Source organism: Pseudomonas sp. FME51, from assembly GCF_014897305.1.
Map to the genome: position 1 here is coordinate 25,794 of NZ_JABUYN010000020.1, position 16,553 is coordinate 42,346.

The window sequence follows — 16,553 nt, forward strand, 5'->3', positions numbered from 1 at the left end:
AAGAAAATGTCCCAACCAAGCATCGGCTTCATCGGCCTTGGCACCATGGGTGAGCCCATGGCCACCCGTCTGGCGCAAGCCGGGTTCGACCTCACTGTTTCTGATCTCAACGACGCTGCTGTAGAGCGCCTGGTTGCTCTCGGTGCCAAGCGCGCCAGTGACCCGGCGGCGGTGGCCGCGCAGGCGGAGATTATCTTCGCCAGTCTACCGACCCCCGACGTAGTACAGAAAGTTGCTCTCGGCGACCGGGGAGTTGTGACCGGTGGCAAAGTCCGGGTGTTCGTTGATCTGTCCACCACTGGACCACGTACTGCAAAACGGGTTGCCGAAGCCCTGGCCAGAAATGACATTATCGCTGTTGACTGTCCGGTCAGCGGCGGCGCGGCGGGGGCCGAGAAAGGTACTCTTGCGTTAATGACCTCGGGTCCTGCGAGCGTCAACGAACAATTGCAGCCAATCCTCGCTCACCTCGGCAAGGTTATATATTGCGGTGAAGGTGCAGGCCTGGGCCAGACTATGAAACTGGTTAATAACCTGGTTTCGGTCACAGCCCTGGCAGTATCGTCCGAAGCGCTGGTGATGGGGGTCAAGGCAGGCCTTGATCCTCAAGTTATGCTCGATGTATTCAACGCTGGCAGCGGCCGCAACAGTGCCACCGTCGACAAGCTGCCGCGTGCGGTGCTACCACGCACTTTTGACTTCGGTTTCAGCACGGCGCTGTCACTCAAGGACACCCGCCTGTGTCTGGATGAAGCCGAGGCTATGGGTGTGCCCATGCCCGTTGGCAGTGCCGTGCGCCAGGTTCTGAATATGACCCGCGCCGCCTTTGGCGATAATGCTGACTTCACCCGCATGGTGTGTCTGATCGAGCAATGGGCTGGTGTCGAAGTCCCCGTCAGTCCTAAAGAAAACAACTGATCCAAGGAGAACTGCATGAGTAACGAGCGTTTTGACAAAGGCTTCGCTAACCGCAAGGCCGTTCTTGGTGCCGCCCACGTGGATAAGTCCTGGGCTGCTGCCGATGAGTTCAACAAACCAATCCAGAAGCTGGTGACTGAATACTGTTGGGGTGAAGTTTGGGGTGACGACACTCTGCCGTTCAAGACCCGCAGTCTCCTTAATCTGGGCATACTTACTGCGATGAGTCAGCATCACGAACTGGCTGTACATGTGAAGGGTGCTCTGAATAACGGTGTCAGCAAGGAGGAAATCCGGGCGGTACTGACCCAGGCAGCAATTTATTGCGGCGTGCCACTAGCGCTGGCTGCGTTCCGTGTGGCCAGCGAAGCGATCAAGACCTGGGAGGCCGAGCAAGGCTGATATCTCGAGCGTGATAACTGGCCCGGCTCGCCCCGCCCCTGCGAGGCCGACGACACCTCATGCACGTCGATGGCGGCGGCAGCTGGACCACTGAAGGAGCCAAGCCATGGCCGCACTACCCGAATATGAAATATTTGCCCTGCGCTATGCCTGCATCGATCGCATGCGCCGCGATAATTTCATGGTATCTGATCTACACGATGGTCCGATGCCGATGGATTATTTCGTCTGGTTGATCCGCGGAGAAGGACGCCACATCCTGGTCGATACCGGTTTCAACCAGGCAGCCGCCGACGAACGCGGCCGGACCTTGCTGCGCTGTCCGATCCAGGCCTTGGCGCTACTCGACTTGGAACCAGACGATATTCGCGACGTGATTATCACCCACATGCACTATGACCATGCTGGGAATGTCGATCTGCTGCCTCAGGCGCGCTTTCATGTGCAGGAATCCGAACTGCAATACGCCACTGGCCGGTACATGCTCTATAAACCGCTGCGCCATCCGTTCAATATCGAAGATGTGGTCAATATTGTTCGTGGTGTCTACCAGCAACGAGTGGTATTCCACCAGGGAGACGCCGAGCTCCACCCTGGCGTCGAGCTAATTCATGTTGGTGGACATACCCAAGGATTACAGGCGGTGCGGGTTCACACCGAACGAGGCTGGGTGGTTCTGGCTTCCGACGCCAGTCATTATTACGACAATTTCAGCGAAGAGTCGCCGTTCCCGGTAGTGCTGCATGTCGGCGACATGCTCGATGGCTACCGCCGTCTGCTGGCGCTTTGCGATAGCCCTCAGCACCTCATTCCCGGCCATGACCCGTTGGTGCGCAAATACTATCCGTTCCACGGTCCTTGCCAGGAGGATGTGGTTGCCCTCCATCGCAAACCGATTGGTGAATGATTCTGGGGGGGAGCGCACTCAGTTGTGTATGGAAAATACCTCTGTCGGCGGCGTTCCATACACAACCCTGACCCGGACTATTATTGGCAACATAGGGGCTAGATAACATACCATCAGGCATCATATGAAAAGGTGGCCAAGAAACCTATTCATACATTTTAACAAGAGGCTAAACCATTAGCCCTGTCGGAGACATATGATGAGCTCTGTGCCATTCAGCCTCACTTCTGCGCCGCATAATCTGAAACAAGTATTTCTGCCGAGTTCTAAACTTCAGCCGCCAGCGGAATGTAGTCACCTGGTCCGTCGTGATCAGCTCTGCAAACGACTCAAGCACGCCAGTAATGTTGCTCTTGCCATCCTGCAGTCTCCTCCGGGCTATGGTCGAAGCACGCTGATGGGCCAGCATTACCGTCAGTTGCGTCAGGACGGGCAGCGTGTGGGCTGGTTGGCGCTCAACGAGGATGACCGGGCTCTAACCACGTTCAGTGCTGGTCTCAAGGGTGTCATCGAGCTGGCCGATCAGGCAGGACCAATGGTCGACACTTATACGCGGGTCGGCGAGACCGAACTCAAGCAGGCGCTGACAGCGTTATTGGCTCTGCTTCAGGTGAACTCGGAGCGGCCGCTGTATCTGTTCATCGACGATGTCCATCACCTGAGCGGCACAGACTCGGTCAGATTGTTGTCGATGCTCATTGAGCACGCGCCGCAAGGCCTGCATTTCATCCTGTCATTTCTTGGCGACCCCTGTCTGTCAGTGGCACGTCACCGCATGCATGGGCAGGTCTTCGATCTCACGCTCAAGGATCTGCGCTTTACTCATGGGGAAATGAGCGCGCTGCTTGCCAGCCACGGCATATCCAGCCTGGACGGGGAGCCGTTGGCTGAATTCGAAGCCCGCATGGATGGTTGGGTTGGTGGGCTGCGACTGGCGGCATTGCTGCTGCAGCGGAATCCAGCGCAGTTGGACAACCTGGTACGGCTAACCGGCGAACGCCGGCAGTTCGCTGAGTTCTTCATGCAGGATGTGCTGCTGCGACAACCGGTCAAAGTACAGGAGTTCCTGCTGCACACCGCGATATTGGAGCGTTTCAGCATTCCGCTGTGCCAGACCATCATGCCTGACAATGACAATCGGGAACTGCTCCGCGAATGTGAGCAGCGAGGCCTGTTTCTACTGCCGCTGGACGATGAAGGCAAGTGGTATCGCTACCATCCGCTATTCGCCGAATTCTTGCGCCAGCAACTACAGGAGCGACAGCCTGAGTTGTTCCGACAACTCAGTCGCCGCGCCAGCGACTGGTTCTGTGATAACGAATATTACAGTGATGCCTTCAGCCACGCCTTGGTAGCTGGCGAGTCGCTGCGCGCTGTTGAGTTGATGGATGCTTATTGCGAGGAGATCTTCAGCGTTGACGGTGATGCTGGTCGTCTGGTCGACTTGCTGCCTCCTGAACAGACCATCCGGTTCCCCAGGATACTCCTGGCGTTGAGCTGGAACATGTTGGTGCTTTGGCAGTTTGAGATTGCCGGTCAACTGATTACTCAAGCTGCGACACGGATTGAGGTTCTTGAGGCAGAAGGCCAGATTTCCGAAACCGAGTTACGCAATCTCAAGAACTTGCTATTGCATCGTCAGATGATGATGGCGATGTTTACCGACAACGCGAGGAACGTTGAACAAATGGCGGATCAGCTGATTGAGGATTATGAGGACGCGCATCCGTTGGTCAGAGCCAGTCTCTATACCGCATTGATCTATGCCCGTCGCGAATCTCTGAAACTAGATGACATTGAGTACCTGAACAAGCTCGCCAATGAACATCTTTCCCGTTCGGGCAGCCCCATGGCCCATGTTTTCCACCAAGCCATCGTTGGGCCCGCTCGGTACATGACTGGGCGCACCCACTTGGCTGTGCAATCGCTGACCGAGGCGTTGAGAATAGCCGAGCGCATTGCCGGCAAAGGCTCACCACAGGCAGCGGTAGTGGCTATGCACTTGGCCAGGATCCACTTCGAGCGTGATGAGCTGAGTCTTAGTCGACAGTTACTTGATGAGTATCTGCCCAAAGCCGCCAGCAAGGGCTTTGTTGACCAGACAGTCGCTGGTTGGCTGACTCAGGCCAAACTGTCGATGATCGACGCTGATGCTGTCACGGCATTCAAGATGCTGGATCAAGCTGAGTTGTTCGCTGAAACCTACCATCTTGAGCGTCTGCGTTTGTTTACTCTGGCCGAGCGACTGAAATGGCTGCTGCGCCAGGGAGAGATCAATGAAGTGATACGCCTGGGACGCAAGTATGATCTACGGGGGGCGATTGCAAGCGTGGCACCGCACCAGGGCGTTTCCAGTCGGGACGAGGCACGTGCCCTGTGCTGGATACGGGTGGCCTTTGCTGAAGACCGACTGGTAGATGCTCTTAACCAAGCCAAGCAATGGCGCCACTTTCTCAGTGCAACTAACGCAGTGCGCAGCGTGTTGCGCTGGGATCTGATCATTGCTCATTTAGCTCTGTTGTCCGGCGATCAGCGCGCCGCCCAGCGAACACTGCGTCGAGCTATGTTCAAGGCTGCACCTACGGGTTTCATTCGTGTGTTTCTGGATGAAGGGGCCTGGCTGGAAACCCTACTGCGCGAGCAGTTGCGGTCTGCCAATCTGCTAGGAGAGCAAGCCGATGTCTTCGCCAGTGAGTTGCTCAAACGCTTTGGTGGCGACCAGCCGGTTGCGACCATGAGCGCATCGCCGAGCAACGACACCACCCCCGTGGCTGGTGCGTTGACCAGCCGGGAAATAGAGATTCTGAAGATGGTTGATGCCGGCCTGTTGAATCGTGAGATCGGTGGCAAGTTGGGCATGACCGAGGGCTCGGTAAAGTGGTACTTGCAGCAGGTCTACGACAAGATCGGCATTCGTCGCCGCTCATTGGCTGCCGACCGGGCTCGCCAGCTTGGCATGCTGCAATAAAAGACGGACGGGCGCCAGTCGTCCGTCCGGGGTGCACTCGTTTTAGAGAGAGGCCGCCGAAGCTCCTACAGACGGCGGTGAGCCAGGTCCTTGGTTTTCTTCCTGGATCAGCTTATCCAGTACCCAGCGCAACTGCGACAGGGCATTGTCGAAGACAATCGGGACTTGTTTGGCATCAGGCGCCATCTTCAAGTTGCGTGCTTGGGCTTCGATAATTTGCCGATCTTCTTCGAAAGCCGCTCGGGCAATGGCTATCATGCCGTCGGCCAACGCTTCGCTGGCACCCGTCCTGGTGTGGCGATTGGGTGCCCAGGAGAAGAAATAGCGTGAGGTGTCGTCAGTGCAGGGAGTGATTGCCTGGCATGTCAGATCGTGGGTGATCGCTTTGAAGTCGCTGGGTTCTTCACCATTGAAATGTTCGTATGAGCCTTTGGCTAATCCGCAGGAGTGCATCACCATGACGCCAGGCGCCAGGTAATCATAGGTGATCCACAGATCCATGGAGTCGTCTTCCACCACATCACGAATGTGATTGGGGACAGGTTGTTTTGGCAGCCATCGCTGTACCCGCACACCCCGCTCCAGTCGCGTTACCTTGGGACGCACCTGCGCCCAGTCAGGCCCGACACCGAAGCTGTCAGAGTGGACGAATGACAGGTGAGAAAAGTCCAGGAGATTATCATTGACCAATTGATAGTTTGCTTCATATTCGATGCTGCCAGAACGAAAAATCCAATCCGGGGCATCCAGTGCCATTGCCGGCGGAATCAGCGCGGGGTCAGCCATGGCCGGATCGCCCATCCACACCCATACCCAGCTGTACTGCTCCACTACCGGGAAACTGCGGACACAGGCTTGAGGAGGAATCCTGTCCTGGCCGGGAATTTCAATACAGACGCCATCGCTATCGAATTTCAAACCATGATACATGCAACGTAAAGCATCACCTTCCTTGCGTCCAATGGACAGCGGCGCGGAGCGGTGACAACAGCGGTCCTGCAAGGCGGCGATACCGCCGCCGGCCTTGCGGTAAAATACCAAAGGCTCGTTGATGATGGTGCGAGCCAATAGGTTGTCTCCGGCAATCTCATAGTCCCAGGCGGCGACATACCAGCAGTTGCGCAGATACATGGATATTTCTCCTCGATCGATTATTGTTGTAGTCGGGGTGGCACAAGCCACGTGTAACTCATGCTAGGCTTCCAGATGCGGCTTATCTATGCTCCTATGAGCGCAGTTTCGGCTGAATATGCACAATCGAGAGTTGAGTTATGGACTTGCTGGGTGAAGTGCTGTTGTCCCTGCGCATTGAGTCAAATGTCGGCGGCATCTACTGCTTGGCCGATCAGTGGGGACTGCTGGTGCCGGCCCTGAGTGCCGACTACGCCTATGCGATTTGCTGCATTGACACACCTGTCTGGCTGCTGCGACCTGATTGTCCTCCACTGGTCTTGAATCCGGGAGATTCAGCTTTACTGCTGCAGGGCAATGCTTTCAGTTTGGCATCCGATCCGACTGTCGAATGCGTGAATGTTTTCGAGTACTGGGAACAGCGCCAATTACCAATCTTTAAGCCGGGCTCTCGGCCAACAGCTCCGATCGCTGGTCTCAGTCTGGGTGAGGGGGCCATCAGAGGGCAGATGCTGGTGCTAGCTTTCGCGATTCATGAGGGCAGTAGTAATCCACTGCTGCGTTCGCTGCCATCGCTGATTCATCTGGAGGGCAGTGCGCAGGGCATGTTCCCCTGGATGAAACCTCTGGTTGATTTTCTGGCCAGCGAGCAGCACTCAACCAAGCCCGGTTACCTGGCCACGGCTAGTCACTTGGCTAACTTGATTCTCACCAGCTTTATCCGCGCTTGGGTTGTCACCAGCACTCCGCATGGTAGCGGCTGGTTGCGCGGAATGACGGACCAGCGGATTCGCAGGGCACTAGCCTCTGTTCACAATCAACCGGGTGAAGCCTGGAATACGGAGACACTGGCCAAGCAAGCAGGCATGTCACGTTTTGCTTTTGCCCGCCGCTTCTGCCATCTGGTAGGCCAGTCGCCGAGCGATTACCTGCGCAATTGGCGTATGCATCTAGCTGCTGAGCGGCTGCTAACCGGTCAGGAATCGGTGGCACGGATTGCCGAAGGGGTAGGCTACCAATCTGAGCGCGCCTTCCGTGAAGCTTTCAAGCAACGCTTCGGGCAAGCGCCTTTACAGTACGCCAAGTCATTTTCGCCTTCTATCAGCACAGACATATGAACTATCCATCGACAGGTTTCTATAGAGCCTGCCCAGTACATTCTGCCGCCATAGCAATGCCAGAGAGCAGCTAACAACGATAACCGTGGTACGCAGGAGTCCCGATGTCCGCTTTACTGGAAGTCGTCATCAATGCTATCAGTGCTGAAGCCCGGCATATACTGGCTTTGGAGCTAACCGACCCCCATGGTCACGAACTACCGCCTTTCAGTCCCGGCGCACATCTGGAAATCCATTTGCCCAATGGCCTGATCCGTCATTACTCGCTGCACAATGACTGGCGCGAGCGTCAACGCTACTGTGTAGGTGTAGGCTTGGCCGTAAATAGCCGAGGCGGCTCGCGGCTTGTTCACGGTTCGCTACGGGTCGGCGATCGATTGCGTATTGCCGCGCCACGCAATAACTTTCCGTTAGTCGAAGATGGTCAACGTTATGATTTCATCGCAGGCGGCATCGGAATTACCCCAATCCTGGCCATGGTGCGCTGGTGCCAGGCCAACGGTAAGGACTGGCATCTGCATTATCTGGCCCGCAGCCGGTTGCGAGCGGCCTTCCTTGAGGAGTTCCAACAACTCGACTCCAGTCGGGTTAGTCATCATTTTCTCGATGAAAACGCTGGCCAGTCATGTGATATCGGCAACCTGATTGCTAACATTCCGCTTGATAGCCAAATCTATTGTTGCGGTCCGACGCCGCTGATGGAACGCGTGCAGGAATGCTGTAGTGGTCGTCCGGTGGACCATGTTCACTTTGAATGGTTCTCGGCCGCGCGCGCGATCGTGCCGGCGGACAATGATGCTTTCAGCGTTGTCATCCACAGTACAGGGGCTTCCTACATCATTCCGCCTGATCGCAGTATTCTGGACGTGCTGGAGGATAATGGTGTCCAAGTGCCTTTTTCCTGCCGTGAGGGTATTTGCGCTAGCTGTGAAACAAGGGTGTTATCTGGCATACCAGAACATCACGACTATGTGCTCTCCGATGCAGAAAAGGCTAGTGGACGGAGTATGCTGATTTGTGTTTCGCGAGCAAAAACGCCGGTGCTGGAGCTGGATATCTGAAGCAGGGAGAGCCTTTGTCTGATTGGCCAGACAAGCGTTTGGCGGGGAGGCCTATCGAATAACCCAACAGATGGAGAGTGCTATCTTTCGATAGGCGACTTGGTAGGGCGCCGAGGTCACTGTCGTTTGTACGTTCCCCGACTCTTTTTTGATTCGGGGCTGCCAACAAGAGGCCAAGCCATTGGCCCGAACGAGGTGACCTATGAGCTTTTCACATGTGCGCTTGCTGCCCGAGCTGCAGCAATCCAGTCTGATGTTGCTGGCATCCAAGTTCAGCCCACCGCCGCAGAGCGTCAGCCAGGTTCCTCGTCAACATTTGGATAAGCATCTGCGCGGCATTCAGTCCTTCAAGTTCAGCGTAATCAAGTCTCCACCCGGCTATGGTAAAACTGTGCTGGCAACGCAGTTGCGAGAGTGCCTGCTACTAAGCGGTCAGGCGAGCGTATGGCTGACGCTCGATAGTGATGATAGTGACTTGAGCACTTTCAAAGCCTATCTGGTGGCTCTGTTGAGTCACGTTCAGCCCGATACAGTGACTGTTGATGCAGAAATTGGTCAACAGATCAAACCTGCGCTGAAGCAACTTCTGGAGCAGCTTCAGAGAAGAGCAACGCCGCTTTTTCTGTTTCTTGATGATGTGCATCACTTGGCTGGCAGTGATTCTGCACGCTTGCTGTCGATGCTGATTGATCATGCCCCGAGCGACATTCATTTCATTTTGACTTTTCGGGGTGAGCCTTGCCTGTCAGTCGCTCGCCATCGGATGCAGGGACAAGTATACGATATTGGCCTGAATGAGCTGCGGTTCAGCGATCAAGAAGCCGGGATGTTGATGCAGGAGCTGCGGGCGGATAACCTGGATGAGGGGCGCTTTCGGCGCTTGCTACAACGACTCGATGGTTGGACCGGCGGCATCGCCTTGGCCGTACTGCAAAGTCGGCGTAACTTTGGGTTGGCTAATCGGGTCGATGAAACTTCCGGAAGTCAGCGGCTGTTCGCTGACTTCTTTGCTCAGGAAGTGCTGGCTGGGGAGTCGCTTGAGATTCGGGAGTTTCTTCTTAAAAGTTCGGTACTTGACCGGCTTTCCGTCTCGCTTTGCAATCATGTATTGGGCACCGCGGACAGTCAAGCGCTGCTGCGCTACTGCGAAACCCATGGATTGTTCTTGTTGCCCATCGATGATCAGCAACAATGGTTCCGCTACCATCCGCTCTTTACCGAGTTCCTGCGCCAGGAGCTGCATAAACAGAACGAAGGTTTGTGTCTTGAGCTGCATAGACGTGCCAGTGACTGGTTTAGTCAACAGCATGATCCCATCAGCGCTTTCAATCATGCTTGCGCTGCTGGTGAGGAATGGCAGGCAGCCGAAATCATGAGCAGCCATTGCGAGGAAATGTTCAGCATTGATGAGAATGCTTGGCGGCTGGCGGACAAGCTGCCCGCGAGCATCATTGAGCATTTTCCCAATATTATCCTTTCGCAAATTTGGCAATTGGAGATGCTCTGGCAGTTTGAAACATGCAGGGAGTTGTTGCACAAGGCTCGCCAGCGGCTCAAGACCTTGGAAAATGAGCAGACCCTGCCGGGGGCACAGTTACGCAGCTTGACCCTGATGCTACGTCATCGCGAACTGATGCTGTCGATGCTTAGCGACGACATGCCAGCCGTACTCAAACAGGCGAGTGAACTGATCGACAGCTATAGTGATGCGCCGCCGCTGGTGCGTGGTAGCCTCTATAACGCACTGATGTATGCCCAGCGCGAGCACTACCAGTTGGATGAAGTGGAACGCTTGAACAGCCTAGCCAGTGAACACCTCAAGCGGTTAAAGAACGAACTGGGCCAGGTATTCCATGCCGCTATTCTTGGGCCCAGCCGACTGATCGCCGGTCGTAGCGGATCGGCGTTGACATCCATGCAGGAAGCCTTGGAAGCCGCTGAACAGCTTGCCGGGCCTCGCTCGTCATTGGCGGCCATGGTTGCCATGCATCTGGCCAAGATCCATTACGAGCGGGATGAACTGGACAGTGCGGGACAGCTGTTGGATATGTATCTGCCGCAGATCAACAAGAAGGGCTTTGTCGACCAGGCCATCGCCGGCTGGTTGACCCGTGCCCGTTTGTTCATGGTGGAGCATCAGTATGCCGCAGCCTACGCTATGCTCGACGAAGCGGATGTCTTCGCACAGGAGCATGGTTTTGAGCGTTTGCGTCTCTATACTCTGTCAGAACGTCTCCAATACCTGCTACGCCAAGGTAGGGTCAATGATGTGATAGAGCTGGGGCGCCAGCATCGGTTGCGCGCAGGTATGTCGAATGTCAGCCCCCGCCAGGGCATGACGTCGCGCGACGAGGCCAGGGCGCTGGCTTGGGTAAGCGTTGCTCAAGCTGATGGCCGGTTGACCGAGGCGCTGAACCTGGCCAAACAATGGCAGCATTTTCTCAATGCGACTGGAGCGGTGCGCAATCTGGTGCGTTGGCAGATCATCAGTGCCCACCTGCTGCTGCTCTCTGGTCATCCGCGCGCTGCCCAGCGGATGCTGCGCAAGGCCATCAGTCGCGCGGTACCCTGTGGTTTCTTTCGTCTATTCATCGACGAGGGTGCCTGGTTGGAAAATCTGTTGCAGGAGCAGGCGAGGACTGCACCCATGGAGGATCAGCAGGAAGATACCTTTGTCGCCATGCTCCTGGAGCGTATGACTGGCGCAGCCCCCCCGGCTATCGAACAGGTCGCCACTGACGACGGGGCTATGGTCGGGGCCTTGGGTAATCGTGAACTGGAAATTCTGAAGATGGTTGCGGCCGGGCTGCTCAACCGTGAGATCGGCGACAAGCTGGGCGTTACCGAGGGTTCGGTGAAATGGTATCTGCAGCAGATATACGACAAGATCGGGGTGCGGCGTCGTTCGATGGCCGCTGAGCGGGCACGCCAATTGGGTATTCTCAACTAAGCTGCAGAGCTGGCTTGTCTTCCGGCAGGATTCAGCGATGGGTAGGTTGGAGATAATGTAACAGCTTCAAGTATGACCTCTAACAACGTTATGAGTGGTTGATACTTTTGGGTGGGCCTGTCGGGCTCACCTTTTTTTATTCTCAGCGGATAGCCTCCAGACCATGAACGCTATTAGTGCCAAGCCGCTATCGTTCGATAGGTGTCCCTTTTGCTGCGGCTTTCTAGCATCGATACCTAGAACAATCGCTTCGTGGACAAGAACAAAAGGAAAACGCTATGACCACCCCCTATGACATCGTCACCGTTGGCTCCGGCCATAATGGCCTGGTGGCTGCTGCCTATCTGGCTGCTGCCGGCAAGAAGGTATTGGTACTGGAGCGCAACGCCTGGTTTGGCGGCGGCGTGGTAACCCGCGAATTGACTGTGCCGGGATTCCGCCATGACCAGCACAGCGTTGGGCACATCTTCATTCAGGCCAATCCGCTAATTCGCAACGATGAGCTGGGTTTGCTGAGCAAGTACGGCCTCAAGTACCACTACCCTGAGGTGCCGCTGATTTCGGTTTTCGATGATGGCACGACGCTTAGCTTGTACCGAGACCGCCAGAAAAATTATGAGGAGTTGGCCAAGTTTTCGAGAAAGGATGCAGAGTCTTACCTCCGGTTCTCCGAGATTGCTGCGCACTATTTGCCGATGCTGTTAGGCACCCTATATTCCGCACCGGTGCCGATGGGCGCGCAGTTTGCCATGATGGATCAAAGCCCGGAAGGCCGACAGATGTTTGCCACCATGATGAAAAGCAGTTGGGAAATCATCACTGAATGGTTCGAGCATGAGAAAACCCGCCTGCATTTTGCCCGTATGGTCAGTGAGAACCTGGCCAGTCCAGAAGAGGTGGGGTCGGGCATCAGTCTGTTCATGTTTCTTGGGTTCATGGAAAAGTACGGTATTGGTATTCCCGTCGGTGGTAGCGGTGAACTTAGCCGGGCCCTGATCGATTGCATTCGTGATCATGGCGGTGAAGTCATCGCCAGTGTCGATATAGACAAGGTCTTGCTCAAGGGCAATAAAGTCAGTGGCGTGCGGGCCAAGAGTGGTGAAGTTTACGAAGCCAGGGACGCGGTCATCGGTGGTATTCATCCTCACCTGCTGCGGCATTTCCTCGAGGACAGCAGTGTCGCTCCTGTGCTCTTCGATCAGGCCGAGCGCACCCAGACATCGTCCTGTTCATGCATCACCATCCATGCCGCTCTCAACGAAAAACTGCGTTTCAAGGCCGGGGATCATATCGACCAGGCCGCCTTCATCGAGTTATTGGCAGTCGACGTCACACGTTTCCGCCGTTCTTTCGACGATGTGCGTTACGGCAGTCTGCCGACCGACCCGTTGATTGCTCTCGCTTCACCAACCAATATCGACCCGACCCGTGCGCCCAAGGGTAAGGCAACCATGCATGCCTGGGCCTATGTACCGTTCGAAATCGATGGTCACCCGGCTAGCTATTGGGATGAGTTTAAAGGTGCTTATGCCGAACAGTTGCTGGATCGAATGAGCCCTTACTTCCACAACCTGAACACCGATCTGATCATAGATAAGCATGTGGACAGCCCGTTGGACATGCAACGCACTTCGCCGAGCTTTCAGCGCGGGGATCTGCATGGCATCGCGGGCTATCAGCATCAGTTCGGCGCTCACCGGCCCATTCCGGAGCTGGGGCGTTATGTGGTGCCCGGACTGGATAGTTTCTATCTAGTAGGCCCATTCCAGCATCCTGGTGGTGGTGTATTCGGAGCTGGGCGGGCCACCGCCATGCGCATGTTCGATGACTTGAAAATGAACTTTGGCCAATTCAACAAGGTGGCATGATGAAACTTTACTCCCCGGACGGCAGCGAACTGATGCAGGTCGAAGCACTAGAACGCGACGGCAGTCACCTGTTGCTCAAAGGTACTGCTTTTGGTGCTATGCCGATTACCGCGCAGCTTCGCCCGCAGGAAATGCGCGGCGGCTTCAGCCTACTGAACCTCAAGCTGCTGTGTTTCGTCATCAGCATGCTGTTTCGACGTTAGGAGACGATCATGAATATTTCAGCCAATCAGCGATTGGTTACCGAATACCTGCGACATATGGAACGCAACGATTTTGCCGCTGCTCTGGAGCTGGCTCATGGTGATGCCAACTTCTGGATGCCGGGCCTAGGTAATCTCAGCAAGGGGGAGCTGCTGAGTTTCTTCCAGCAGGTGGGACCGATGATCAAAAGCATGGTTTTCACCCTGCATGGCATCACCGAGCAGGGTGAGCGCTTGGCTGTCGAGGCAAGTGGTTGTGGCGAGCTGGCCAATGGCAAGGTCTACAACAACGAATACCACTTCCTGTTCGTGGTGCGTGATGGAAAAATTGCGTTGATGAAGGAGTACGCCGATACGGCGCCCGCCTCGGTATTTCTTGAGTAGACTTTGGTGCCCGCAAGACCGTCAATCCAGATCGCGTTTTTGCGGGCAACTGGCCGCTCGGTCTAGGGCCTTTCAGATTGGCCCTCATCCTGCTCATTCAGGATGAGGGCATTCAAGGAGAGGAGGTTTTTCAGAATTTGAAGCCAAACTGGACAATGGCAAAACGAAAGCTCATGCGGTTGACCTCATGTAGCGGGTAGACAGCCTTGAGTTTTGCAAATGCACCCAGTTTGGGGATGTCGTAGTTGACCACTGGCCCCAAGCTGGATACGAACATGCGATTTCCACCCGGCACATCCCGATCATCCACTTGGTCATCACTGTACTGTTTGGCTACTGTCCCTGCCAATCCCGCCTGCCATAACCCCATGCGCTGTGTAACAGCCCAGTCCACAACGCCTACATCCCCACTGCGGTAACCTGTATCCGTATTTTTGCCGCTGAACTGATAATAGAACCGGGCACTGAACTCCGTACCCTCGCCAAACGACCATTTGGGGTCTGCGAGGTAACTGAAGCTGATATTGGGGGCATAAACCCATGCGTTGCGGCCAATGTTAGCGAATCGGTCTTTATCGTAGGATCCGAAAGGGGCCACAACACTCATGGCGGGGGCGATAGTGAGCCCGTAAGGCAGAGCTGCACCAGCCGGTCCAGCTTCGCCAGTCCGTCCGAGGTAGCGACTCCAGATCAGCAGGTCGCTATAAACATCGCCCGTCTGGGTGGTTTGATGGTCGCTGGTATCACCCACGCGCTGATAAATATTCCAGGCCTGATAAACCGAGGCGGTACTAGCCAGAGAGCCGCCCCACCAGGTACCGGGATAGCGATACATCGCGCCCAGCCCCACATAGTTAAGAGAAATACGTCCACGGGGAGTGGCGGGTGAGCTTTTGCCATTTGATCCTGTGAACTTGTGTCCTCGGGATAGTCCGGCGAACGTGGAGAGATAGAGGCCCTCATGGGGAGGAAGATAAGCTGATCGTATGTCAGAACCTCCAACCGGCCCGGAAAACTGCCCTCCTTCAGTGGCTAAAACGAGCGTAGGGCAGGTCAACAAAGCACCGCAGGCGAGGGCGGCAATGCGTAGGGCGCAACACATATCCTTATTTCCATTTTTCTTATGTAGACAGCCTTACCCTCTCGTATCTACTCGCCATGGGCGCCTATCTTTAGATAGCGTAGAAGCGTTCCAGCTGCATCTCCTGCAAGCGGCTCAGGGTCCGCCGGAAGGGGAAGGTCAGGGCGCCTTCGGTATAGAGCTCAGTCATTGGCACTGCCGCTTCGATATGCAGCGGCACTTTTCGGTCATAACATTCATCGACCAGGGCAATAAGACGGCGCACGCTGTCATCCTACCGGGACAGAGGCTGCAGTATCCGATCGCCCGCCGCCACCTGTTCCACCGCATCCTCGGTGCGCCGGGCTATTGTTACTTCGCGCTGGGCGCTGCTCAGCCCCGGTACGCCGCCCAGAAAAATAGCCGGAAATCGGTCACACAGCGCCATGAAGTCGCTGGCTGCCAGGGGGCGCTCGCACAGTTCGGCAAAGCTGATCCAGATGGCGTGGGAACAATAGGCGAGTGGGCGCAATACCTGATGATTGAGCGTCAGCGGCTCGCGGGATACAGCGCTGCCGGCACAGCGGCGGTCAAACACCGCGGCCAGGGCTTCGCTGTCATTCACCCAATAGCGCTGTTGCTGCTCACCTGGGTGCAGCCGGTGGTCCTGGCCGCCATCTACATCGATCACCTGCGTATGCCGTTCAATAGCGGCAAGCGCCGGCAGCAGGCGCTCACGATTGTGGCCGTGCTCATACAGTTGCTGGGGTGGCTGGTTGGATGTGGCGACCAGCACCACGCCTTCGGCGAACATCGTCTGGAACAGACGACCAAGAATGGCGGCGTCACCAATATCATTGATGAAGAGTTCATCAAAGCACAGCACCCGCACCTCGGCCGCCAGCTCGCGGGCCATGGTGCTGAGTGGATCGGCGGTACCGGTCAGCTGAAATAGCCTGCGGTGCACCCATTGCATGAAATGGTGGAAGTGCTGGCGCCGGCTTGGCACCCGCAGGCTGGAGTGAAAGCTGTCCATAAGCCAGGTTTTGCCACGGCCTACTGGCCCCCAGAGATAAACCCCGGTGGCGGATGACGCGGCGGCATCGGCGTGCAGCGCCTGGTGCAGGGATTCCAGGGCGAGCACGGCCTGCTGCTGCGCCGTATCGGGCACGAAGCCCTGGCTCAGGGCCTGGCGCCAGGCCAGCATGGGTGAAGAGGAGATGGGAGATGTCATGGCGGCATATGGTGGCCCAGCTGCCAGCGGGATGCCACCCCCTTGCCTGTGAAGGGGGTGGCTAACAACGCAGTACCAACTGCTTTACTGCTCGCAGCCGGTACTGCGGCTCGTCATTCTTCCTCGCTGGCGAGGAAATTCACCGCCATCATCGCCATGGCGCGGGTGCCAACCACCAGTGCACTTTCATCCACGAAGAACTCGGGGTTGTGGTTGGGGGCAACGGTGGCGGGGTCCTGGCCATCCGGGGTGACGCCGAGAAACACATAAAGGCCTGGTGCCTGTTGGGCAAAAAAGGAAAAGTCTTCGGCCGCGCCAGGGAGTTCAGCGGTAGCGACTTTGCCATCGG

General features: G+C 56.1%; 12 protein-coding genes and 2 pseudogenes. 10 read left to right on the plus strand and 4 right to left on the minus strand.

The window, feature by feature from the left end:
• Positions 1-6: 6 nt before the first annotated feature.
• From INT39_RS21425 to INT39_RS21440, 4 genes are all read left to right on the plus strand, one after another.
• Positions 7-918: an NAD(P)-dependent oxidoreductase gene (locus INT39_RS21425; protein WP_193076001.1), complete on the plus strand. Its 912-nt coding sequence runs from the start codon at positions 7-9 to the stop codon at positions 916-918.
• Positions 919-933: 15 nt separating this feature from the next.
• Entirely contained in the window at positions 934-1,320 is a 387-nt protein-coding gene (locus INT39_RS21430; protein WP_193076002.1) for a carboxymuconolactone decarboxylase family protein, read from the plus strand.
• Between the two features lie 106 nt (positions 1,321-1,426).
• Positions 1,427-2,227 (plus strand): N-acyl homoserine lactonase family protein, encoded by an 801-nt coding sequence (locus INT39_RS21435; RefSeq protein ID WP_193076003.1) that lies wholly within the window; start codon positions 1,427-1,429, stop codon positions 2,225-2,227.
• A gap of 199 nt (positions 2,228-2,426) precedes the next feature.
• On the plus strand, positions 2,427-5,195 hold the full coding sequence (locus INT39_RS21440; protein WP_193076004.1) for a LuxR C-terminal-related transcriptional regulator: 2,769 nt from the start codon (positions 2,427-2,429) through the stop codon (positions 5,193-5,195).
• Positions 5,196-5,237: 42 nt separating this feature from the next.
• Here the strand turns inward: INT39_RS21440 and INT39_RS21445 are convergent, their stop codons facing one another.
• Positions 5,238-6,326, minus strand: a complete 1,089-nt coding sequence (locus tag INT39_RS21445; RefSeq protein ID WP_193076005.1) for an aromatic ring-hydroxylating dioxygenase subunit alpha — start codon at positions 6,324-6,326, stop codon at positions 5,238-5,240.
• A gap of 140 nt (positions 6,327-6,466) precedes the next feature.
• Here INT39_RS21445 and INT39_RS21450 point away from each other — a divergent pair, with 140 nt between their 5' ends.
• The 6 genes from INT39_RS21450 (at position 6,467) to INT39_RS21475 (ending at position 13,910) form a co-directional block, all read left to right on the plus strand.
• The gene (locus INT39_RS21450) at positions 6,467-7,444 is read left to right on the plus strand and encodes an AraC family transcriptional regulator (RefSeq protein ID WP_193076006.1); all 978 of its coding nucleotides are present in this window, start codon (positions 6,467-6,469) and stop codon (positions 7,442-7,444) included.
• A 104-nt stretch (positions 7,445-7,548) separates the two neighbouring features.
• Positions 7,549-8,505, plus strand: coding sequence for a PDR/VanB family oxidoreductase (locus tag INT39_RS21455; protein ID WP_193076007.1), 957 nt, complete (start codon positions 7,549-7,551; stop codon positions 8,503-8,505).
• 202 nt (positions 8,506-8,707) lie between these two features.
• Positions 8,708-11,455: a LuxR C-terminal-related transcriptional regulator gene (locus INT39_RS21460; RefSeq protein ID WP_193076008.1), complete on the plus strand. Its 2,748-nt coding sequence runs from the start codon at positions 8,708-8,710 to the stop codon at positions 11,453-11,455.
• A gap of 278 nt (positions 11,456-11,733) precedes the next feature.
• Positions 11,734-13,323, plus strand: a complete 1,590-nt coding sequence (locus INT39_RS21465) for a phytoene desaturase family protein (RefSeq protein WP_193076009.1) — start codon at positions 11,734-11,736, stop codon at positions 13,321-13,323.
• Entirely contained in the window at positions 13,323-13,526 is a 204-nt protein-coding gene (locus INT39_RS21470) for a hypothetical protein (protein ID WP_193076010.1), read from the plus strand. The genes INT39_RS21465 and INT39_RS21470 overlap by 1 nt, the downstream gene beginning before the upstream one ends.
• Before the next feature lie 9 nt (positions 13,527-13,535).
• Entirely contained in the window at positions 13,536-13,910 is a 375-nt protein-coding gene (locus tag INT39_RS21475) for a nuclear transport factor 2 family protein (RefSeq protein WP_193076011.1), read from the plus strand.
• A gap of 130 nt (positions 13,911-14,040) precedes the next feature.
• Here the strand turns inward: INT39_RS21475 and INT39_RS21480 are convergent, their stop codons facing one another.
• The 3 genes and pseudogenes from INT39_RS21480 to INT39_RS21490 form a co-directional block, all read right to left on the minus strand.
• Positions 14,041-15,012, minus strand: coding sequence for a transporter (locus tag INT39_RS21480; RefSeq protein ID WP_193076012.1), 972 nt, complete (start codon positions 15,010-15,012; stop codon positions 14,041-14,043).
• A gap of 70 nt (positions 15,013-15,082) precedes the next feature.
• Positions 15,083-16,204 (minus strand): annotated as a pseudogene (zapE, locus tag INT39_RS21485) (cell division protein ZapE).
• A 113-nt stretch (positions 16,205-16,317) separates the two neighbouring features.
• Positions 16,318-16,553 (minus strand): annotated as a pseudogene (locus INT39_RS21490) (amidohydrolase); the annotation flags it as partial.